Origin of the sequence: Actinomadura sp. CNU-125 (genome assembly GCF_001942465.1) — a bacterium.
GTDB lineage: Bacteria > Actinomycetota > Actinomycetes > Streptosporangiales > Streptosporangiaceae > Spirillospora.
In genome coordinates, this window is sequence record NZ_MKJY01000355.1 from 1 (window position 1) to 19,581 (window position 19,581).

At 73.2% G+C, this 19,581-nt stretch carries 19 protein-coding genes and 1 pseudogene; 5 read left to right on the forward strand and 15 right to left on the reverse strand.

All coding sequences use genetic code 11. The features are described from left to right. The coding region (locus BJF79_RS32960) for a helix-turn-helix transcriptional regulator (RefSeq protein ID WP_143220547.1) at positions 1-595 on the forward strand (595 nt) is incomplete at its 5' end. A gap of 14 nt (positions 596-609) precedes the next feature. Here BJF79_RS32960 and BJF79_RS32965 read toward each other — a convergent pair. Together BJF79_RS32965 and BJF79_RS32970 are read right to left on the reverse strand one after the other, a co-directional pair. Next, positions 610-1,068 carry a VOC family protein gene (locus BJF79_RS32965; RefSeq protein WP_075903325.1) on the reverse strand — a complete coding sequence of 153 codons (459 nt, stop codon included), beginning with the start codon at positions 1,066-1,068 and terminating at the stop codon, positions 610-612. Between the two features lie 5 nt (positions 1,069-1,073). Next, the gene (locus BJF79_RS32970) at positions 1,074-2,015 is read right to left on the reverse strand and encodes a DUF5996 family protein (RefSeq protein WP_075903327.1); all 942 of its coding nucleotides are present in this window, start codon (positions 2,013-2,015) and stop codon (positions 1,074-1,076) included. A gap of 472 nt (positions 2,016-2,487) precedes the next feature. On the opposite strand from BJF79_RS32970, the gene BJF79_RS32975 reads away from it, so the two are divergent. Further along, the gene (locus BJF79_RS32975; protein WP_262402894.1) at positions 2,488-3,435 is read left to right on the forward strand and encodes a sulfite oxidase; all 948 of its coding nucleotides are present in this window, start codon (positions 2,488-2,490) and stop codon (positions 3,433-3,435) included. Here the strand turns inward: BJF79_RS32975 and BJF79_RS32980 are convergent. After that, positions 3,420-4,538, reverse strand: a complete 1,119-nt coding sequence (locus tag BJF79_RS32980) for a serine hydrolase domain-containing protein (RefSeq protein WP_075903329.1) — start codon at positions 4,536-4,538, stop codon at positions 3,420-3,422. The two genes, BJF79_RS32975 and BJF79_RS32980, sit on opposite strands and share 16 nt — an antisense overlap. 86 nt (positions 4,539-4,624) lie before the next feature. After that, entirely contained in the window at positions 4,625-6,514 is a 1,890-nt protein-coding gene (locus BJF79_RS32985) for an ABC transporter ATP-binding protein (protein WP_075903331.1), read from the reverse strand. 125 nt (positions 6,515-6,639) lie between these two features. On the opposite strand from BJF79_RS32985, the gene BJF79_RS32990 reads away from it, so the two are divergent. Then, positions 6,640-7,794 (forward strand): aminotransferase class V-fold PLP-dependent enzyme, encoded by a 1,155-nt coding sequence (locus BJF79_RS32990; RefSeq protein ID WP_075903333.1) that lies wholly within the window; start codon positions 6,640-6,642, stop codon positions 7,792-7,794. Positions 7,795-7,845: 51 nt separating this feature from the next. Here BJF79_RS32990 and BJF79_RS32995 read toward each other — a convergent pair whose 3' ends face one another. From BJF79_RS32995 to BJF79_RS33005, 3 genes are all read right to left on the reverse strand, one after another. Continuing rightward, the gene (locus BJF79_RS32995; RefSeq protein WP_075903335.1) at positions 7,846-8,265 is read right to left on the reverse strand and encodes a CBS domain-containing protein; all 420 of its coding nucleotides are present in this window, start codon (positions 8,263-8,265) and stop codon (positions 7,846-7,848) included. Positions 8,266-8,342: 77 nt separating this feature from the next. Next, positions 8,343-9,332, reverse strand: a complete 990-nt coding sequence (locus BJF79_RS33000; RefSeq protein WP_143220549.1) for an LCP family protein — start codon at positions 9,330-9,332, stop codon at positions 8,343-8,345. Next, entirely contained in the window at positions 9,329-9,907 is a 579-nt protein-coding gene (locus tag BJF79_RS33005; RefSeq protein ID WP_083734394.1) for an RNA polymerase sigma factor, read from the reverse strand. Before BJF79_RS33005 ends, BJF79_RS33000 begins: the two co-directional genes overlap by 4 nt. Positions 9,908-10,162: 255 nt before the next feature. Between BJF79_RS33005 and BJF79_RS62690 the strand changes: the two genes are divergently transcribed. Together BJF79_RS62690 and BJF79_RS54190 are read left to right on the forward strand one after the other, a co-directional pair. Further along, a complete protein-coding gene (locus BJF79_RS62690) occupies positions 10,163-11,332 on the forward strand; it encodes a hypothetical protein (protein ID WP_075903341.1) in 1,170 nt (389 codons plus the stop codon). Then, positions 11,329-12,306, forward strand: a complete 978-nt coding sequence (locus BJF79_RS54190) for a D-alanyl-D-alanine carboxypeptidase family protein (RefSeq protein WP_262402895.1) — start codon at positions 11,329-11,331, stop codon at positions 12,304-12,306. Before BJF79_RS62690 ends, BJF79_RS54190 begins: the two co-directional genes overlap by 4 nt. A gap of 10 nt (positions 12,307-12,316) precedes the next feature. Here BJF79_RS54190 and BJF79_RS33020 read toward each other — a convergent pair. From BJF79_RS33020 to BJF79_RS33045, 8 genes and pseudogenes are all read right to left on the reverse strand, one after another. Next, a pseudogene (locus BJF79_RS33020) lies at positions 12,317-13,719 on the reverse strand (pyridoxal phosphate-dependent decarboxylase family protein). Next, positions 13,716-14,498, reverse strand: coding sequence for an MFS transporter (locus BJF79_RS65935; protein ID WP_316043484.1), 783 nt, complete (start codon positions 14,496-14,498; stop codon positions 13,716-13,718). Before BJF79_RS65935 ends, BJF79_RS33020 begins: the two are co-directional and overlap by 4 nt. Continuing rightward, positions 14,498-15,064, reverse strand: a complete 567-nt coding sequence (locus tag BJF79_RS65940; RefSeq protein WP_316043485.1) for an MFS transporter — start codon at positions 15,062-15,064, stop codon at positions 14,498-14,500. Before BJF79_RS65940 ends, BJF79_RS65935 begins: the two co-directional genes overlap by 1 nt. Next, on the reverse strand, positions 15,061-15,678 hold the full coding sequence (locus BJF79_RS33030) for a TetR/AcrR family transcriptional regulator (protein WP_075903345.1): 618 nt from the start codon (positions 15,676-15,678) through the stop codon (positions 15,061-15,063). Before BJF79_RS33030 ends, BJF79_RS65940 begins: the two co-directional genes overlap by 4 nt. 31 nt (positions 15,679-15,709) lie before the next feature. Continuing rightward, the gene (locus BJF79_RS62695) at positions 15,710-16,141 is read right to left on the reverse strand and encodes a PucR family transcriptional regulator (RefSeq protein WP_262402896.1); all 432 of its coding nucleotides are present in this window, start codon (positions 16,139-16,141) and stop codon (positions 15,710-15,712) included. Next, on the reverse strand, positions 16,039-16,923 hold the full coding sequence (locus BJF79_RS33035; protein WP_262402897.1) for a hypothetical protein: 885 nt from the start codon (positions 16,921-16,923) through the stop codon (positions 16,039-16,041). The genes BJF79_RS62695 and BJF79_RS33035 overlap by 103 nt, the downstream gene beginning before the upstream one ends. A gap of 154 nt (positions 16,924-17,077) precedes the next feature. Continuing rightward, the gene (locus BJF79_RS33040) at positions 17,078-17,683 is read right to left on the reverse strand and encodes a TetR/AcrR family transcriptional regulator (protein WP_075903347.1); all 606 of its coding nucleotides are present in this window, start codon (positions 17,681-17,683) and stop codon (positions 17,078-17,080) included. Between the two features lie 221 nt (positions 17,684-17,904). After that, positions 17,905-19,527, reverse strand: a complete 1,623-nt coding sequence (locus BJF79_RS33045) for a class I SAM-dependent methyltransferase (protein WP_075903349.1) — start codon at positions 19,525-19,527, stop codon at positions 17,905-17,907. Positions 19,528-19,581: the final 54 nt, after the last annotated feature.

Consider the following 19,581-nt stretch of genomic DNA (forward strand, 5'->3'; position numbering starts at 1 on the left):
CGACGGCTTCCGCCTCTGGTCGGAGGCCACCCGGGCGCCCGTCCACCGGGCGCTCGCGCACCGCTGCCGCGCGCTGCTCACCGACGCCTCCGGCGACGCCGCCGACCACTTCACCGAGGCCCTGCGCCTGCACGAGTCCGCCGACGCGGTGTTCGAGCAGGGCCGCACCGAACTCCTCTACGGGCACCGGCTGCGCCGCGCCCGCCGCCCCCGCGCCGCCCGCGAGCACCTGCACACCGCGCTGCGGATCTTCGAACGCTACGACGCCCGCCCCTGGACCGACCAGGCCCGCGCCGAACTCCGCGCCGCCGGGGAGACCGTCGTACCGCTCCCGGTGCCCGCACCCGCCGAACCCGTGCACGTCGCCGGGACGCCCGCCCGTCCGCCCCGTCCCGTCCCGGTCCAGGCGAACGCCTTCGGCGACCTCACCCCGCAGCAGGCGCACATCGCCCGGCTCGTCGCCGAAGGCGCCACCAACCGCGAGATCGCCGCCCGGCTCCTCCTCAGCCCCCGCACCATCGACCACCACCTGCGCAACGTCTTCACCCGCCTCGGCATCCGCTCCCGAGTGGAACTGGCCCGGATGATCCGCTGACCCGAAACGCCGGGTCAGTCGGACCGGTCGGCGGGCGGGTCGGCGTAGACGCCGTGGAGCATGCCGGTGGCTTGGCCGACCTCGATGAGGCGGTCGTCCGGGTCGAGCATGTAGCAGCGGATCTCGGCCTTGCGGTCGATGGGGTCGGTGAGGAAGCGGACGCCGCGGGACTTCGCGTGCGTGTGGAAGGCGGCGATGTCGGCGACGCGGACGTTCATGAACGCCGTCACCGGGTCCCCCGGCTCGGGCGCCCGCAGCGTGACGTCCGGTTTGTCGGGGGTCGGGCCGCCGCCGGGGTTCATGATGATCCACGTGCCGGCGACCTTCACGATCGCCGGGTTCTCCGCCAGGACGACCTCGCCGCCGAGCACGTCCGCGTAGAACTCGCGCGAGCGGGCGACGTCCCGGACCACCAGGAAGTGCGTGAGCACCAGTCCCTCGACGGGCGCGGGCAGTTGTTCACGGGTCACCATGCCGTTCACCTCGAAGACGCCGGGGTCTTGTGCGACCAGCGGGCAGGATCGTCCTCCAGGGTGGGCCGGTCCCAGTCTGCGAGGTCGGCGGCGGCCTCGTAGGTGTCCTGGAGGAAGGCCAGCAGCGCACCGTCGGGGTCGGGGTCGTCGGCGACCGCCTCGTACGGCAGCAGGAACTGGCCGTTCTCGACGCTGTAGAAGGCACCGGACGGGCGGACGGGACGGTCCGCGAAGCCGGGCGGCTCCGGGTAGGCGTACGCGTAGAACGCGCCTTCCGCGCCGCCGCCCGGCCAGAACCCGCAGCTGCTCAGCTCCCGCGAGTAGCCCTCGACCATCACCCAGTCGCCGCAGTTCGGCGCGCCGCCGGGGTGCTCGGGCGCGGGACGTCCGGAGAAGCGGGTGCACGCGAGGTCCATCGCGCCCCAGAAGAAGTGGACCGGGCTGACCTTGCCGATGAAGCGCGACCGGAAATGCCCCATCACCCGGGACGCCTGCAATAGCTGCCGCCAGAACAGGTGGGCCGCGTCGGCGTCGTAGGACGCGTGCCGGTCGTCCTCCGCGAACGGGATCGCCGGATCGACCTCGTTCGGGCGCCCCTGGATCTTCGCCTCGACGCCGATCCGGTCGAGGGCGCGCATCGTCCGGTCGTGGAACTCGGCGACGGACATCGGTTCGAGCGCGAACCCCGCGTCCGTCCCGTCGTCTGCGCGCAGCCGCAGCCGGTGCTCGACGAAGTCGAACTCGACGTCGAACGCGCCCGTCCCGTACGGGATCGCGGACGTCGTCAGCCCGCGCGGGCTCACGTACAGCGTCACGTTCCACCAGTGGTTGACCAGCGGCGCGTGCACCAGCCGGACCTTCCCGACGATCTGCGCCCACATGTGCAGCGTGTCGCGCGTCTCGTGCCAGTCGGCCACGCGCAGCCGCGGCCAGTCCTGCCGTCCCATCGCGTCCCCCTCTCGACCGGACCGGTCCGGGGGTCATGCCCGTCTGTGCGGCGGCCCACACCGATCGGGCGGCCCGTTCATCGCGAAATTTCAGGCTAAATCGGTAGGGAAAGTTGACTGGACGGTCGTGGTTCAGCAGGATCGGGGGCATGCCACTCGGTTACGGGCACGACGACGACCTGACCGACGAAACGACCTACGAGCGCGTCCGGGGGATGTCGCGGCGGAACCTGCTGCGGATCGCCGCCGGTGCCGGGCTCGGCTCCGGCCTGGGCGCCGTGCTCGGCGGTCCGGCCCGCGCCGCGGAACCCACCACCGGGATCGTCAAGCCGACCCCGCCCGAGCTGTTCGTCCCGCACGGCACGAACGCCGAAACGCGCTGGGAGGCCATGCGGGGGCAGGGGTACCTCACGCCCGCCGACCGCTTCTTCGTCCGCAACCACACCTCCACGCCCCGGATCGACGCGCGGACGTGGCGGCTCAAACTGTGGGGCACCGGCCTGCACGGCTCCCCCGCCGGCTGCGGAGACCCGTCGAGTTCACCTACGAGGACCTTCTCGGGCTGCCCGCCGAAACGCTCGTCTCGCGCATCGAATGCGCGGGCAACGCCCGCGGCTTCTTCGCGTCGCAGCAGGGGCAGGAGGTCTCCGGAACGCCGTGGAAACTGGGCGCGGTGGGCCTCGCGCGCTGGCGCGGGGTCCGCCTGTCGACCGTCCTGGAGCGCGCGGGCCTCACGCACCGGGCGGTGGACGTCCTCCCGCGGGGGCTCGACGCCGACTACGTGACCGGCGGCGAGAACCTCGGCCGGGTGCGGCGCCCGCTCCCGATCGCCAAGGCGCTCAAGGACGTCCTGCTCGCGTACGAGATGAACGGCGCGCCGGTGCCGCCCGACCACGGCCACCCCGTCCGGCTGGTCGTCCCGTCCTGGGTGGGGATCGCGTCGATCAAGTGGCTGGGCGACATCCAGGTCGCCGACGAACCCCTCTTCTCCCCGTGGAACACGCACTACTACCGGTTCTTCGGGCCGGACTACCCGCCCGGGGGCAGCGCGCCGCTGACCGAGCAGAACGTGAAGTCGGCGTTCGAGCTGCCGTGGGACGCGACGCTGCCCGCCGGACGGCGCGTCCTGCACGGCCGCTCCTGGTCGGGCACCGGGCGGATCCGGCGGACGGAGGTCAGCGCGGACGGCGGCGCCACCTGGCGGCCCGTCCGCCTGCGGGACCCGCGGCACGACCGGCACGCCTGGACCCGCTGGGAACTCCCCTGGCACGCCCGCCCGGGACGGTACGAACTGCTGTCGCGTGCCGTGGACGAGACGGGCGCGTCCCAGCCCGCGACCACGACCTACAACGAGAGCGGTTACCTTTTCGGCGCCGTCGTCCGGCACCCGGTCACCGTCACCGGTCAGAACACGTCGTAGGCGACCTCGCGGAAGTCGTCGTACAGCCGGGCGAAGACCGGCCCGGTGACCATGACCTGCGTGAACAGCACGGCGACCAGGTCGGCGGACGGGTCGGCGAACGCGATCGTCCCGAGGCCGCCCACCCAGCCGAACCGTCCGCCCTCCTCGACCGCGATGCCGAGACCCCAGCCGCCCGTTCCGAGGAACGGCCCGGCCGCGGCCTTCTGCTCCGGGGTCAGCCGGTCGGTCGTCATCGACTCGACCGACTCCCGCGACAGGACCGGTCCGCCCCCGTCGAGCAGCATCCGGAAGAAGGCCGCGAAGTCGTCGGCCGTGCACACCAGCCCCGCGCTGCCGGACTCGAACGCGGGCGGACGGTCGCGCGGGTCGTCCCGTACGGCGAGGGCGCCGGACGCGTCGGGCGCGTAGGACACCGGCAGCCGGTGCGCGTCGCCGGGCGCGACGTGGAAGCCGGTGTCGCGCATCCCGAGCGGCTCGAAGATCCGCTCGCGGCAGAACCCGCCCAGCGGACGGCCAGCGGCGCGGGCGATCAGCACGCCCAGCACGTTCGTCCCGGTGTCGTACAGCCAGCGCTCGCCCGGCGGGTACGCGAGCGGCAGCGCGCCGATCCGCTTCAGGTACTCGTCCGGCGGCATCGGCGGCGCGTCCGGGCCCACCTGGACGCCCGCCGCCGCCATCGCGTCGCCGAGCGGGCACGGTTCCATCGGCTGGCCGATGCCGAGCCGGAACGTCAGCAGGTCGCCGACGGTGATCGCGCGCCCGGCGGGCACGGTGTCGTCGAGCGGTCCGTCCGGACGGCGCAGCACGCGGGGCGCGGCGAGTTCGGGGAGCAGGTCGTCCACCGGGTCGTCGAGGCGCAGCCGCCCGTCCTCGACGAGCAGCAGCGCGGCGGCGGCCGTCACCGGCTTGGTGAGCGACGCGATCCGGAACAGCGCGTCGCGGCGCATCGGGGCGCCGCCGCCCGCCGACATCGAACCGAGCACGGTCGCGTGCGTCTCGCCGCCCCGCCGGACGAGCGCGACGAGGCCGGGCACGTCCCCCTCCTCGACGGGCCCGGCCAGGACCCGCCGCAGCCGATCGGGGCCGCGTTCGTCCGGCATGTCCGGCTCCTTCTGTCGTCTACCCAGATACCGACCGGGCGGCGGCGCGGAACTCATCGCCGCGCCGCCGCCCGGGCCCCGCCCGGTCAGGAGACGGCCTCCAGGGACGGGGAGGCCGCGTCGTCGCTGAACTGGGTGCGGTACAGGTCGGCGTAGCGGCCGTCGGCGGCGAGCAGCTCGTCGTGGGTGCCGCGTTCGACGATCGTGCCGTCCTCGACCACGAGGATCAGGTCGGCGGCGCGGACGGTCGACAGCCGGTGCGCGATGACCACGGCGGTGCGCCCGTCGAGGGCCTCGGCGAGGGCTTCCTGCACGGCGGCCTCGGACGTCGAGTCGAGGTGGGCGGTCGCCTCGTCGAGGATCACGACGCGCTGCCGGGCGAGCAGCAGCCGGGCGATGGTGAGCCGCTGCCGCTCACCGCCCGACAGCCGGTAGCCGCGCTCGCCGACGATCGTGTCCAGGCCGTCCGGCAGGCTCTCGATCAGCGCGTCGAGGCGGGCGCGGCGCAGGACGCCCCACAGGTCGTCCTCGGTGGCCTCGGGCCGGGCGAGCAGGAGGTTCTCCCGGATCGACTCGTGGAACAGGTGCCCGTCCTGGGTGACCATGCCGAGCGTCGCGCGGATGGCGGCGAACGACAGGTCGCGGACGTCGGCGCCGCCGAGCCGGACGGCGCCCGAATCGACGTCGTACAGGCGCGGCAGGAGCTGCGCGATCGTGGACTTCCCGGCGCCGGACGAGCCGACGAGCGCGACCATCTGCCCCGGTTCGGCCTTGAACGAGATGCCGTGCAGGACCTCCTGCCCGCCCCGGGTGTCGAGGGTCGCGACCTCCTCCAGCGAGGCGAGGGACACCTTGTCGGGCGACGGGTAGGAGAACCGGACGTCGTCGAACTCGATCGACGCGGGCCCCTCGGGGACGTCGCGCGCGTCCGGCTTCTCGGCGACCAGCGGCTTCAGGTCGAGGACCTCGAAGACCCGCTCGAAGCTGACCAGCGCGCTCATCACCTCGACGCGGGCGCTGGCGAGGGCGGTCAGCGGCGCGTACAGGCGGGTGAGCAGCAGCGCGAGGGCGACGACGGCGCCGGCGTCCAGGGAGCCGCGCAGCGACAGGTAGCCGCCGAGACCGTAGACGAGCGCGAGGGCGAGCGCCGACACCATCGTCAGCGCGGTGATGAACACGTGCTGCACCATCGCGGTGCGGACGCCGATGTCGCGGACGCGGCGGGCGCGTGCGGCGAACTCGGCGGACTCGCGCGCGGGCCGTCCGAACAGCTTGATCAGGGTGGCGCCGGGGGCGGAGAACCGCTCGGTCATCTGCGTGCTCATCGCGGCGTCGTGCGCGACGGCCTCGCGTTCGAGCCGGGCGAGGCGGGCGCCCATCCGGCGGGCGGGCAGCAGGAACAGCGGCAGCAGCACCAGCGCGAGCAGGGTGATCTGCCACGAGATGCCCACCATCACCCCGAACGTCAGCGCGACCATCACCAGGTTGCTGACGACGCCGGAGAGGGTGTCGCTGAACGCGCGCTGCGCGCCGATCACGTCGTTGTTGAGGCGGCTGACGAGCGCGCCGGTGCGGGTGCGGGTGAAGAACGCGACCGGCATCCGCTGCACGTGGTCGAACACCGAGGTGCGCAGGTCGAGGATGAGGCCCTCGCCGATGCGGGCCGACAGCCACCGGTTGGCGAGCCCGAGCGCGCCCTCGGCGAGCGCCAGCACGGCGATCAGCACCGCGAGCCACACCACGGTGGACGGGCCGGAGCGGTCGACGATCGCGTCGACGACCCGTCCGGCCAGCACGGGCGTCGCGACCGCCAGCACCGCGAGGACCACGCTGAACAGCAGGAACACGGTGAGGGTGCGGCGATGGGGGCGGGCGAAGGCGCCGATCCGGCGCAGCGTCGCCTTGGAGAAAGGTCTGCTGTCCTGCGCGGTGGCCGCATGGTGCAGCGACATCCACGCGGTGACTTCCATGTCCATGCGATATCCCCGTTTTCTGAGATGCTCCGTCGTGGACCATCATCAGACCTCAAGAAAGATTGAGGTCAAGTTCCGCCGCCCGCGCCCAGTCTCGCGCGCGGGTCCGACATTTCCGGGAGGGGCGCATGGACGTCGGGAAGCTGCGGGCCGACACACCGGGATGCGCGCGCGTGGCGCACCTCAACAACGCGGGCGCCGCACTGCCGCCGCGTTCGGTGCTCGACGCGGTGACCGGCCATCTCGCACTGGAGGCGACGATCGGCGGCTACGAGGCCGCCGAACGCGAGGCGGCCGCGATCGAGCACTTCTACGACGCGATCGCGGGCCTCATCGGCGCGCGCGCGGACGAGATCGCCTACGTGGAGAACGCCACCCGCGCCTGGGACATGGCGTTCTACTCGATCCCGTTCGCCGAAGGCGACCGCATCCTCACCACGTCCGGCGAGTACTCCAGCAACGCGATCGCCTACCGGCAGGTCGCGTCCGCGACGGGCGCCCGCGTCGAGGTCGTCCCGGACGGCCCGGACGGCGCGATCTCCCTGCCCGCGCTCGACGCCGAACTCGCGAAGGGCGGCGTCCGGCTGGTGTCGCTCAACCACGTCCCCACCCACAACGGGCTGGTCAACCCGGCCGCCGAAGTCGGCCGGCTGTGCGCCCGCCACGGCGTCCTCTACCTGCTGGACGCCTGCCAGTCGGTCGGGCAGCTCGCCGTGGACGTCCGCGAGATCGGCTGCGACATGCTGTCGGCGACCGGACGCAAGTTCCTGCGCGGCCCGCGCGGCACCGGGTTCCTGTACGTCCGGCGCGAGATCGTCCCGACGCTGGAACCCCCGTTCCTCGACCTGCACGCCGCCGAGTGGCGCGCCCCCGACTACGAGCCGCGACCGGACGCCCGCCGCTTCGAGACGTGGGAACGGTTCGTCGCCGGGCAGCTCGGCCTCGCGGCCGCCGCCGACTACGCGTCCGCGCTCGGCATGGACGAGATCGAGAAGCGGGTCGTTTCGCTCGCGGCGACGCTCCGCACGGAACTCGCCGCCCGCCCCGGCACGTCCGTCCTGGACCGCGGCACGCGCAAGTCGGGAATCGTGACCTTCACCGTGGACGGGCACGAACCGCGCGCGATCCAGCAGGCCGTCCGGGAACAGGGCATCAACGTGAACGTCTCCAGCCCGGCCGCCCACGGATACGACCCGGACGCCGTCGCCGCGGCCGTCCGGGCCTCCGTGCACTACTACAACACCGAAGAGGAAATCGGCCGCCTTCTCACGGCCCTGCCGTGACGCGCCCGGCGGGGGCCTCCCCGCCTCCCGCCGGGCGCGCGCCTCGCGGCGTCAGGTGTTCGGCCGCGCCGCGCTGATGTCGGCGAGGGCCGACTCGGAGTCCTTCTCCACGGCCAGGTCGCCGATGGAGACGATCCCGACCGGCCGGCCGTCCTCGACGACCGGAAGCCGCCGCACCGACCGTTCCCGCATGAGCTGCGCGGCCTTGTCCGTCGTGTCGTCCGGGCCGATCGTCGCGGTGGCCCTGCTCGCCAGCCCGCCGATCTTCACCTGCCGCGGATCGTCGCCCGCGGCGAGCCCCCGGACCACGAGGTCACGGTCGGTCACCAGCCCCTGCATCTCGTCGCCCTCCGCGACGAGCACGGCGCCGATGTCCTCGTCGCGCATCGCCCGTGCCACGGTGACGATGTCGAGCTCCGGCGACACCGACGTCGGCGAACCGGTCATGATGTCGCGAATCTTCCTGGCCATCCCTGTACTCCTCGAACTCGCGGTGATCTGCCGAACCCCGGGACGATTCGCCCCCTACCCGCAAGAACCGGACTCACTCACCCCGCTCTGAGCTGGGCGAACAGCCGCTCCGCACGCTCCCCGTCCAGGACCACCCGGTTCCGGTCGCCCGGCGCCGGCACCACCGGCACGGTGCCGAACCCGACGTCGTCCGCCCCGACCTTCGGCATGCTCTCCGCGAGCTCCAGCAGGCCCCGCGCGTCCAGTGCCGGTTCCGTCTCGACCGCCCCCGCGACCGCCTTCACGAACTTCGCGAACCCCACCGGATCGTTCCGCAGCTCCGCGACCTGCCGGGCCATCGCCGCCAGGAACTTCTGCTGCCACTCGATCCGCGACAGGTCCGAACCGTCCCCGCGCCCGTAGCGGAGGCGCACGAACGCGAGCGCGTCCCCGCCGTCCAGCCGCTGCTTTCCCGCGGGCAGCGACAGCCCCGCCTTCCGATCCTCGATCGGCCGCGGCACCGTCACCTCGACGCCGCCGAGCGCGTCCACGATCGTCCGGAACCCCGCGAACCCGACCGTCACCGTCCGATCGATCCGGACGTCCGTCAGCGCCTCGACCGTCTGCCGCGCGCAGGCCGCGCCCCCGGCGGTGAACGCGGAGTTGATCATGCCCTGGTTGCTCCCCGCGCACCGGGGAACGTCCACCAGCATGTCGCGGGGGAAACTCACCACCCGGGCGCTGCCGCGCCCGTTCGGGACGTGCAGCAGCATCAGCGTGTCCGACCTCGCCGAGTCGCCGCCCCGCCCGTCCGACCCGATCAGCAGCACGTTGAACGCGCCCGTCTCGATCGCCCGCTCCTCCGCCACCGGACCCGCCGACCGGCCGTCCCGCAGGAACAGCACCGGCACCAGGACGGCCGCCGCCGTCACCACCGCCACCAGCCCGAGCAGCGCCCACCGCCCCGGCCGCCTCCGGCGGGGCCCCGCCCGCAGCAGCCGCTCCCGCTGCCGCACCAGCGACGCGGGCGGCTCGTGCTCCAGATCCCGGCCGAGGCCGCGGATCAGCTCCAGATCGTCCACGGTCATTCCTCCTCGTGCATCGGGTTGGTGTCGCCGAGCGCCGCACGCACCTTGCGCCGCGCCCGATGGAGCCGGGACCGCACCGTCCCGACCGGCACGCCCAGCGCGTCCGCGACCTGCTCGTACGCGAGGTCGCCCCACGCCACCAGCAGCAGGACGTCGCGGTCCCGCGGCAGCGCCGCCAGCGCCGCGGCCAGCGCCGGACGCACCGCCGACGCCGTCACGCCCGCCGCGACCCGCTCCGCGGGCCCCTCCGCGGGCCCGTCCACCGGACTGCGCAGCAGCGCCCGGTACCGCGCCGCCTCCGTCCGGTGATGCCGCGCGATCAGCTTCGTCGCGATCCCGAACAGCCAGGGCCGCGCGTCCGGCCGGGACAGGTCGTAACGGTGCCGGCCGCCGAACGCGGCCAGGAACGTCTCCCCCACCACGTCCTCGGCCGTCTCCGGCCCGAGCCGACGGGACACGTACCGGTAGAGCATCGCGGAATAACGGTCGAACAGCGCTGCGAACGATTCCGGGTCGGTGAGCGAAGACTCTATGAGTTCGGCGTCGAGCATCGGAACCGCTGGAGGTGCGGTCATCGCGGCAACCATGGCATGTATGCCGGCCTTCCCGTGCGGGGGCTCTGTCCCCGACATCTCTCCGCATCCCCGCGAAAGAGTTCACGGTTCTCCGGCGCGGCGCGCGGACTCTCCCGTCCGGAAGGAAAGGAAGTCAATAATCCGCAACTCGTCCGAACCATTCGCCCCGCCGGTGCATCCTCATCAGTACACGGGGGCCTCGACGATCGACCGCTCCGCCTGCATGCCGTCGCACAACTCAAGGAGGAGCGGCTCGTGACCGACATTCCGGACGCCCCGGAAGCCCCGGACGCCTCGGAGAGCACCGAACCGGCCGACCGCGCCCCCGCCCGGACGCCCACGGCCGAGTTCCGCGTCCCGGACATCACGAAGACCCGCGAGGACATCGCCGTCCGGCGCCCCGGGACCGCCGTCACGCGAGCCGAGCCCCTCCCCGTCCCGTCCGAGGACGAGGACGAGGACGACGAGCCGGCCGAGGCGTCCGCCCCGGACACGGACGAACGCGACACCACCGAGGAGACGCCCGACCCCGCGGACGCCCCGGACGACGAGCCGCCCGCGGACACCGACCGTCCCGAAGAGCCGACCGGCGAAGCGTCCCCGGACGAGGACCAACCCGACAACGCGGACGAGCCGGACGCCGACCGTCCGGGCGAACGCCCGACACGCACGTCCGGCCCCCACGCCACCGCGCCACAGCCCGCACCCAGCACAACGGAAGCGGCAGAAACGGGACCGGACACCGACCAACCCGAACCACACGACATCGCGCCGCAGACACCGCCCCGCACAACCGAAGCGGCGCAGACGGCTCCGAGCACAGACCAGCCCGACAACACCGACGAGACGCCAACCCCGACCACCGGGCCACGCGCTTCCGCGCCGCACCCCCCGCCCCCCACGGCGGAAGTGACGCAGACGGAGCCGAACACCGACCAACCCGAACCACAACCAGCCGAACGCCCGACGCGCGCATCCGGACCACACGCCTCCGCGCCGCAGACACCTCCCGCGACGACCGAGGTGGCGCGGACGGGGCCGCCAGGCGGGCAGGCGTTCGGGGTTCGGGAGGTCACGGCGCCGTCGGCGCTGCCGGCGCTGCCTTCGGCGGACGCGTCCGACGGTGCGGGGCTCGTCCGGTTCGTCGGGTACGCGCCGCCGGTCGGGGATGTCACGCGGCAGGACGTGCCGCAGGTCGCGGGGGTGCCCGAGGACGAGCCGCGGCGGCGGCGCGGGTGGCCATGGCTGCTGGTCGCGGCGCTCGTCCTGGTGATGGCGGTCGTGACGGCGCAGTTGCTGCGGCCGGTGCCGGATCCGGAGTTGCGGTTGACGATCGCGGCGGAGCACACCGCCCGGGGGCGGCGCCGCAGTTGCCGTGGCCGGGGTCGGGGCAGTCGGCGGTGTTCGTCGAGGGGCTCGGGATGATGGGGACGTCGGGGGGTGCGCAGCCGGCGCCGACGGCGAGCGTCGCGAAGGTGATGACGGCGTACGTGTACCTGCGGGAGCATCCGCTGCGGCCGGGCGAGCCGGGGCCGACGCTGGCGGTGTCGGCGGAGGGCGTCGCGCAGATGCCGATGCGGCGGCAGCGGGGCGAGTCGCTGCTGGGGATCACGCAGGGGCAGCGGTTGACGCAGCGCAAGGCGCTGGAGGCGTTGCTGATCATCTCCGCGAACGACGTGGCGCACGAGCTGGCGAAGTGGGACGCGGGCAACGTGCAGGCGTTCGTGGCCAAGATGAACGCGGCGGCTCGTGAGCTGGGCATGACGAACACGACGTACACCGATCCGGCCGGGTACGACTCGGGGACGGTGAGCACGGCGGCCGATCAGGTGAAGCTGCTGCGGGCCGCGATGGGCGTTCCGGCGTTCGCGGAGATCGTGAACCAGCGGACGTACGAGCCCGCGAACGGCGGGCCGGTGCGGCAGGGCGGCAACTTCCTGCTGGGGCGGTTCGGGGTCGTCGGGGGCAAGACGGGGTTCACGGACGCGGCGGGCGGCAACTTCGTGTTCGCGGCGCGCAAGGAGGTCGCGGGGGTCGCGACGCTGATCGTCGGCGCGGTGATGGGGCAGCGGACGCCGAGCGCGGCGGGTGCGGTGTCGGCGGCGGGCGAGCTGGTGCGGGCCGCGGAGGACGCGCTCATGTCGGCGACGCTCGCGGAAGCGGGCACGTCGGTGGCGGTGGTGGACGACGGGCTGGGCGGGACGTGGTCGCCGGTGCGGGCGGCGTCGGCGGTGACGGTGGTCGGCTGGCCCGGCCTGACCGTGGACGTCGCGGCCGAGGGCGAGCCGCCCGCGGAGGCGGCGGCGGGCACGGAGACGGGGACGCTGACGGCGGGCGCGCGCGGGTGCCGCTGGAGTTCGCGGGCGCGTACGGCGGCCCGTCCGTCGTCGACCGGCTGACCCGGCTGGGTTAGGCGTAGAGGGCGGACAGGAACCGGATCAGCAGGCCCTCGCGGGTGGCGGGGGGCAGGGCGTCGAGGACGGCGTTGACGACGGCCATGCCCCCGCCGCCGGACGGGTCGGCGCCGACGGACGCGAGCAGTTCGGCGAATCCGGCGTCGTCGATCGTGTCGAGGTCGAGGGCGGCGATCGCGTCCGCGAGTCCGTCGGGGACGGCCGGCGGTCCGGCGGCGCGGGCGGCCTTCGCGGCGTCGGCGAGGGCCTCCAGGAGCGCGCCGGTGTCGGACACGCCGGTGATCGTGAAGTGCAGGTTGGCGGGGATGCCCCGGTAGGAGAGCTGCGGCTGGAAGAACCAGCCGCGGGCGCGGGCCTCGTCGGCGAGGGTGAACACGTCGAGTGCGGGGTCGTCGGACGCGACGGCGACGAGCGGGACGGCCGGGGCGCCGAGCGCGCGCAGGCCGTCGGGGAGTCCGGCGATGAGGCGCTCCGCGGAGTCCATGGCGCGGACGGCGAGGTCGCGGTATCCGGCGGCGCCGACGGCGTTGAGGGTGGCCCACGCGGCGCCGAGCGGGCCCGCGCTCTTGCTCGACTGCACGCCGGAGTTGATGACGGTGTAGCCGGGCCATTCGGCGGACGCGAAGTAGGCGCGGCGGCGCAGGGCCGGGTCGGCGAACAGCACGACGGACGCGCCCTTGGGCGCGTACCCGTACTTGTGCAGGTCGCACGACAGCGAGGTGACGCCCGGCACCGAGAGGTCGAACGGCGGGACGGGCCGTCCGGCGTCGCGCAGCCACGGCAGGACCCAGCCGCCGACGCAGGCGTCCACGTGGCACAGGACGCCCGCGGCGGCGGCGGCCGCTGCGATCTCGGGGATCGGGTCCATCGCGCCTTGCGGGTAGGAGGGCGCGGACGCGACGACGAGGACGGTCCGCGGGGTGATCGCCTCCGCGATCGTCGCGGGGACCGCGCGGAACGCGGCGTCGACGTCGACCGGCACGGCCTCCATCCCCAGGTAGTGCGCGGCCTTGTGGAAGGCGGGGTGCGCGGTGGTCGGCAGGACGATCTGCGGCACGCCCTCGACCGGACGCGCGTCGCGCGCGGCCTTCACCGCGAGCATGATCGACTCCGTGCCGCCGCTGGTGAACACGCCCGTCCCGCCGCCGAGCTTGGCGGCGACGGCGCCGACGACCTCGCGTTCGAGGGCGACGATGCTGGGGAACGCGGTGGGGTCGAGGCAGTTGACCTCCAGCATCTCCCCGAAGGCGGTGGCGGCGAGGTCGTGCACGGCGTCGCGTCCGGTGTCGTAGACGTACGCGGTGACCTTGCCGCCGCGGACGGCAGGTCGGCGGCGCGGAGGGCGGCGAGCCGGTCGAGCAGTTCGGCGGCGGGGCGGCCGTCCTCGGGGAGCGTCATGCGGGTTCCTTGCGGTCGTGGGCGGCGGCGAGCCGCCGGTAGGCGAGCAGCAGCGGCACGCCGGCCAGGAGCAGGACGGCCGGGACGAGCGTGAACCCGGCGGCGACGCCGGTGAGCGCGGAGTCCGGCTGGACGGCGGGGGTGTCGAAGTCCGACGAGCGGAACGCGCACGCGGCGAGGATCAGCGCGAACACGCCGGGTCCGAGGGCGAGGGCGCCGGTCTCGGCGGCCGTCCACAGGCCGGTGAACGCGCCGGACTGGGCGTGCCCGGTGCGTCCGGTGTCGGCGTGGACGGTCTCGGGCAGCAGGGCGAGCGGGAGGAACTGCGTGGCCGCGTAGCAGACGCCGACGGCGGCGCTGAGCGCGAGGACGGCGGCCGTCGAGGCGATCAGCGGGAACAGGGCGGTGACGATGACGGCGAACGCGACGAGTGCGGCGACGTAGCAGGGCACCGGCCCGTAGCGGCGCGCGAGGCGGTTCCACATCGGGACGGCGAACGCGCTCGGCGCGACCATGCACACGAACATCGCGGAGGTGAGGGCGTAGTCGTCCAGCCGGTAGGTCGCGATGTAGGGGGCGCCCGCGAGCATGATCGCGACGGCGAGGGTGTGCAGGACGTACGTGCCGAGCAGGGCGAAGAACGGGCGGTTGCCGCGGGCGGTGCGCAGCGCGGCGCGCAGGCCGAGCGCGTGCGGGCCGGGGCTGGAGGGGATCCAGCGGGTGGCGAGGGTGCCGGCGAGCATGGCGGCGGCCATGACGGCCCCGACGGCGACGCCCATCACCGCGTGCCCGCCGCGGCCGCCCCCGGCGCGTCGGTGATCGCGGGGGCGACGCCGCCCGCGACGAGGATGCCGACGGTGAGGCAGACCACCCGCCAGGCCATCGCGCGGCCGCGTTCGGCGGGTTCGGCGGAGATCTCGGCGGGCAGCGCGACGTAGGGCACCTGGAAGCAGGCGAAGGCGCTCGCGGCGAGGAGGAACGCCAGGCCCGTCCAGACGGCGGCGAATCCGGGCGAGTCGACCGGGACGGCGAACATCGCGGCGAACAGGACGGGCAGCGTGCACGCGCCGATGAGGAGGAGCCGGGTGCGGCGTCCCGTCCGGACGGCTTCGCGGTCGCTGGCGGCGCCGACGATGGGGTTCAGCAGGACGTCCCACGCCTTCGGCAGCACGAGGACGGCTCCGGCGACGGCCGCGCCCACGCCGAGCACGTCCGTCAGGTAGTAGAGGAGGAGCAGCCCGGGGACGGCGGAGAACACGCCTGTGCCGACCGAGCCGACGCCGTAGCCGAACAGGCGCGCGCGTGTCAGCGGCGCTTGGGTCGTTGTCGTGGTGGGGGCGGTCATCGGAGCCCCAGGGCGGCGGTGACGAGCCGGTGCAGGTGGGCGCGGAACCGGGCGAGTTCGGCGGGGTCGTCCATGCCGCGCCGCCGCCCGTCCGCGTCGAGGACGCCGCCGCGCGCGAACCCGTGCGTGGCCCAGATGACCGTCCAGACGGCGTACTCGACGTCCACGTCGTCGCCGACGACCTTGCGGACGGCGCCGACGATCATGTCCGTGAGCGGCCGCACGTAGAGGCTCTCCAGGTGGGCGACGTCGGCGGCGTCCGACAGCCAGCGGTGCATCCACAGCGCGGGGACCGCCGGGTTCGCCGCGCAGAAGTCGACGTACCGGTCGACGAGCGCGAGCAGCGCGGCGCCGTCGGCGCCGTCCGCGCCGTCCGCGCCGGCGGCGGGCAGGTCGCGCAGGGCCTCTTCGAGCGCGGCGCGTTCGGCCTGGTGGGCGCGTTCCATGACGGCCAGGTACAGGTCGCGCTTGCCGCCGACGTGGTAGGCGACCGTGGCGATGTTGAGCCCGGCCGCCTCGGCGATGAGCCGGGTGGAGGTGCCGTCGTAGCCGAGGGCGGCGAACAGCCGGGTGGCGACGTCGATGATGCGCTCCCGGCCGGAGTCGCTGGTCATGCGGCGACGGTAGCCGCCCCCGATGATTTGGTCAATCGCTTGATGGAGAGGGTGCGGTGAGCCAGACCGTCAGCGCCATCTCCAGCTCCAGCCGCGCCTCCGGCTCGTACAGGCGCTCGCCGAACAGCTCCTCCAGCTGGTGCAGCCGGTACCGGACGGTCTGCGGGTGCACGTGCAGCCGGGTCGCGACCTCGGTCGCGTTGAACCCGTTCTGCAGGCACGCCAGCAGCGTGCGCATCAGCCGCTCGCGGTGCCGCGGCCGGACGGACCGCAGCGGCGCGAGCCGCAGGTCGGCGACCGCCCGCACCAGCTCCTCGTCCTTGAACACCACCAGCGTCGGCATGTGGTCGGCGCACCGGATCAGCCGGTCGGACGGCAGGACGCCGCGGCGCGCGAGCGGCAGCGCCTCGCGCGCCCACCGCAGCGACTTCGCGGCGTCCTCGGTACGGACCGTCGGGCCCATCGCCGCCACCCAGTCGCGCAGCGCCGACTCCAGCATCCGGCCCCGCCCCGGCCTTTCGGGTCGGGCACCAGCAGGCACGGTTCGCGGCGGTTCACGTCGGACAGGACGTCCGGCGGCAGCGACGGGTGCGAGAACGGCTGCCGGCCCCGCTCGTACAGCACGACCGCCGCGACCGTCCGCGGCACCCGCCACTGCGCCAGCCGCGCCAGGTCGGCGACCGCCTGGGACGACGCGGGCGGTTCGGCCAGCAGCATGTCGAGGAGCCGTCTGCGGCGGTGCTCCAACTCGCCCGCCTCCTGCTCGCGGGCCTTGGTGTACCCCTCGGTGGCCGCGCGGGCGATCTCGTCCAGGAAAGCGAAGATCGCCTCGGCGAGGCTCGCGAGGGTGTGCCGCGACATGTTGTACTGCTCGGACTCCGCCGCCAGCCGCCGCCACGCGACGCGCGCGCCGAGCCGCATCGACGTCTGCAGGATGTCCAGGCTGCGGCCCTCCCGGGCCTCCGCCCAGCCGATCTCCCGGTAGACGGCCGCGACCTGCTCCCACGAGCTGTCCGGGTCCATGATCAGGTCGACGAACTGGCGCAGCGCGCCCTCCACCGCGAGCCGGACGAGCCGCGCGTACTCCTCGTCCTGCGGGCGGGAGTACTCGGGGATCCCGGCGAGGATCTCCTCGATCATCTCCTCGGCGAGGCCGTCCAGATGCGGCCGGAAAATCTCCGACAGTTCGCTCGGCACGCCCACCCAGGGTTTGAGCGGTGAACGGTCCTGCAAGGTCGTGGTCACCGGTTCCACCTCCCGCCCCTGTGGGTCCAGGGGTCGTTCTGGGAAGCTACCGACCGCGCGGCGAACCGGCTTTACCATCGGTGACGCAAAGTCCGGTGGCGGTTGTCACCCGAATGACAAACGCCCCGGCCGCGGGGCCCGATCCGGCCGCGTCTTACTCGCCTCCGGCGAGCGCGCCCGCGAGGACGAGCCGTCCCGACGTCCGGACGATCGCCGCGACCTCGTCCGCCGGACGGTGCAGCGACGCGACGCTGACCAGCGCGGCGAGCAGCACGTGCCCGAGCACGACCTCGACGTCCTCGCGCTGCGGCACCGGATCGCCGATCGCCGCCGACAGCCGGTCCCGCAGGTACAGGAACACCACGTTGCGGGAGTCGTCGACGCTGGAGTCGTCCGCCGTCACCGCCTGGATGATCGCCGAGGTGAGCGTGACGTTGGCGGCGGCGACGTGGACGATCCGCTCCAGCAGGGCCGTCAGCCGCTCGACCGGCGTGTCCCCTTCGGCGAGCGCGTCGATGTCGTCGGTGACCCGGTGCGCCCAGGTCGCGGCGACCTCGGTGAGCAGGTGGTCCTTGGTGGCGAAGTAACGGTAGACGGTCGCGCGCGCGACGCCCGCGCGGTCCGCGACATCGTGCATGGTGACGGCCGCGTAGCCGCCCTCCACCGCCAGGTTCCACGCCGCGTCGATCAGCCGCTCCCGCCGCGCCTGCTGATCCTTCGTCAGCGTCCGCGTGACGGTGAACCGCACATCCGCGTTCAAAACGCCTCCTCGCCGAGATCACCCCCATTGTTCCGTAGATCACTCTCGTCCGCGATCGCCGCCCTCCCCGCTGGGACGCGGTCGGCCTTCACGAACCGGCCAACCTCGTTCCCTACCAGCGGATACGCGATTCGTCGCCGATCTCTGACGGGCCGTGAAACGCCGCGGCCGGACGGTGCGCCTCCGCACCGTCCGGCCGTCCCGTGGTCAGGATCCGGGCGTCAGTTCTTGCAGCGGAAGATCCCCCACTTCAGGCGGCCGTTCGCGCCGCCGTCGACCCAGTTCCGCAGGCCGGTCTTCATGTGCTCGAGATAGTCGGCGCTGATCTTGCCCGCCATCTCGGCCTCGTGCGCCTCGGTCTCCCGCAGCACCCGCCCGTAGTGCGTGGTGAGGTGCCGCGTGAGGTCGTCGAACTCGACCGACAGGCCCAGCCGCGCCAGTTCCCGGCGGTAGAAACCGGGCGCGCCCATCGTGTCGAGGTGGAGCCGTCGAGATGGGCGCAGGCGCGTCGCGCGAGCGCAGTCGTCGGCCGCCATCGGGTCGGTGAAGACGAACTCGCCGCCCGGCTTGAGGACCCGGACGATCTCCTCCAGCGCCCGGATGCGGTCGCCGCCGTGCAGCAGCGCGTCCTGCGACCACACGACGTGGAACGAGTTGTCGTTGAACGGCAGTTCCTCGAAGGAGCCGTCGACCACGTCGATCAGCTCGTCGAGGCCCTGCTCCTTGTTCGCCGCGCGGTTGCGCGCGTTCTCGACCTCGCTGAGGTTGAGGCACGTGACCTTGCAGCCGTAGGTGCGGGCGAGGTACCGGGCGGAGCCGCCGAACCCGGCGCCGACGTCGAGGACGTGCACGTCCGGCGTCAGGTTCAGACCGGACGCCATCCGCTCGACGGTCCGGCCGCTCGCCGCGTCGATCGTGTCGCCGTCCTCGTAGACGCCGACGTGGATGTGCTGGCCGCCCCACACCGAGTGGTAGAACGCGTCGGCGTCGTCGGAGTTGTAGTAGTCGCGGGCGGTGCTGACCGCGGTGGAGTAGGAGAGGCTCGTGTCGTCTTCCCGGTACATTTTCTCCGCCACGTGAATGAAGAAGTCGGGGTCGGCCTCGTGGTAGGTCTTCTGGAAGTCCCCGAACGTGTCGACCCGCTGGAAGCCGACTTCCCGCATGAGCCGCCGCATGTAGTTCTTGCGCAGCGGGAACATGTTGAGGGCGTACTCGCTGCCGTCCGGGAACCGGTACCGGAACCGCGCTAGCCCCTCGTCGACGTACTCCGGCTCGGCCGTGACCTCTTCGCCGCAGTAGTAGTACGAGTGCGTGCTGCTGAACCCGTCGTCGAGGATCGAGTCGTAGTTGCGCTGGTCGATGATGAGCACGCCGTCGTGCTTCAGCAGGGCGTAGAACTCCGCGAGGGCCTTGCGCCTGTCACGTTCCGAGAACAGGTGGGTGAACGAGTTGCCCAGGCAGATGATGGCGTCGAACTCGCCGTGGACGTCGCGGTTGAGGTAGCGCCAGTCGGCCTGCACCACCTTGAGGACGTACTGGCCGTAGGTGAAGCCGTTCTCGAACGCCTTCCGCAGCATCTCGTGGCTGCCGTCGGCACTGACCGTGTCGAAGCCCTCTTGGACGAGGCGTACCGAGTGGAACCCGGTTCCCGTGGCGACGTCGAGCACCCGCTTGACGCCCCGCGCCTTCAGCTGGTCGATGAAGAAGGAGCCTTCGCTCTCGTAGCGCCTCCTCCAGTCGATGAGTTCGTCCCACTTCTCGACGAAGCCGGTGACGTACTCCTTCTCGTAGTGGTTGGTGTCGCGGACCTCAGTCGGATTGTCGCCGAAATCTTGCCGCTGAATCGGTCTGCCTCCCTGTGCGCACGACCCCCGATATGACGTGGAGCAACTAGTCGG

What these genes read in the sequence shown, in the direction of transcription:
- BJF79_RS54190 (WP_262402895.1), top strand. Translation starts at nt 11,329, where the DNA reads ATGATGGGGACGTCGGGGGGTGCGCAGCCGGCGCCGACGGCGAGCGTC.
- BJF79_RS33030 (WP_075903345.1), bottom strand. Translation starts at nt 15,678, where the DNA reads ATGACCAGCGACTCCGGCCGGGAGCGCATCATCGACGTCGCCACCCGG.
- BJF79_RS32985 (WP_075903331.1), bottom strand. Translation starts at nt 6,514, where the DNA reads ATGGACATGGAAGTCACCGCGTGGATGTCGCTGCACCATGCGGCCACC.
- BJF79_RS65940 (WP_316043485.1), bottom strand. Translation starts at nt 15,064, where the DNA reads ATGACCGCCCCCACCACGACAACGACCCAAGCGCCGCTGACACGCGCG.
- BJF79_RS33000 (WP_143220549.1), bottom strand. Translation starts at nt 9,332, where the DNA reads ATGACCGTGGACGATCTGGAGCTGATCCGCGGCCTCGGCCGGGATCTG.
- BJF79_RS65935 (WP_316043484.1), bottom strand. Translation starts at nt 14,498, where the DNA reads ATGGGCGTCGCCGTCGGGGCCGTCATGGCCGCCGCCATGCTCGCCGGC.
- BJF79_RS32995 (WP_075903335.1), bottom strand. Translation starts at nt 8,265, where the DNA reads ATGGCCAGGAAGATTCGCGACATCATGACCGGTTCGCCGACGTCGGTG.
- BJF79_RS62695 (WP_262402896.1), bottom strand. Translation starts at nt 16,141, where the DNA reads ATGGGCCCGACGGTCCGTACCGAGGACGCCGCGAAGTCGCTGCGGTGG.
- BJF79_RS32980 (WP_075903329.1), bottom strand. Translation starts at nt 4,538, where the DNA reads ATGCCGGACGAACGCGGCCCCGATCGGCTGCGGCGGGTCCTGGCCGGG.
- BJF79_RS32970 (WP_075903327.1), bottom strand. Translation starts at nt 2,015, where the DNA reads ATGGGACGGCAGGACTGGCCGCGGCTGCGCGTGGCCGACTGGCACGAG.
- BJF79_RS33005 (WP_083734394.1), bottom strand. Translation starts at nt 9,907, where the DNA reads ATGACCGCACCTCCAGCGGTTCCGATGCTCGACGCCGAACTCATAGAG.
- BJF79_RS32990 (WP_075903333.1), top strand. Translation starts at nt 6,640, where the DNA reads ATGGACGTCGGGAAGCTGCGGGCCGACACACCGGGATGCGCGCGCGTG.
- BJF79_RS32965 (WP_075903325.1), bottom strand. Translation starts at nt 1,068, where the DNA reads ATGGTGACCCGTGAACAACTGCCCGCGCCCGTCGAGGGACTGGTGCTC.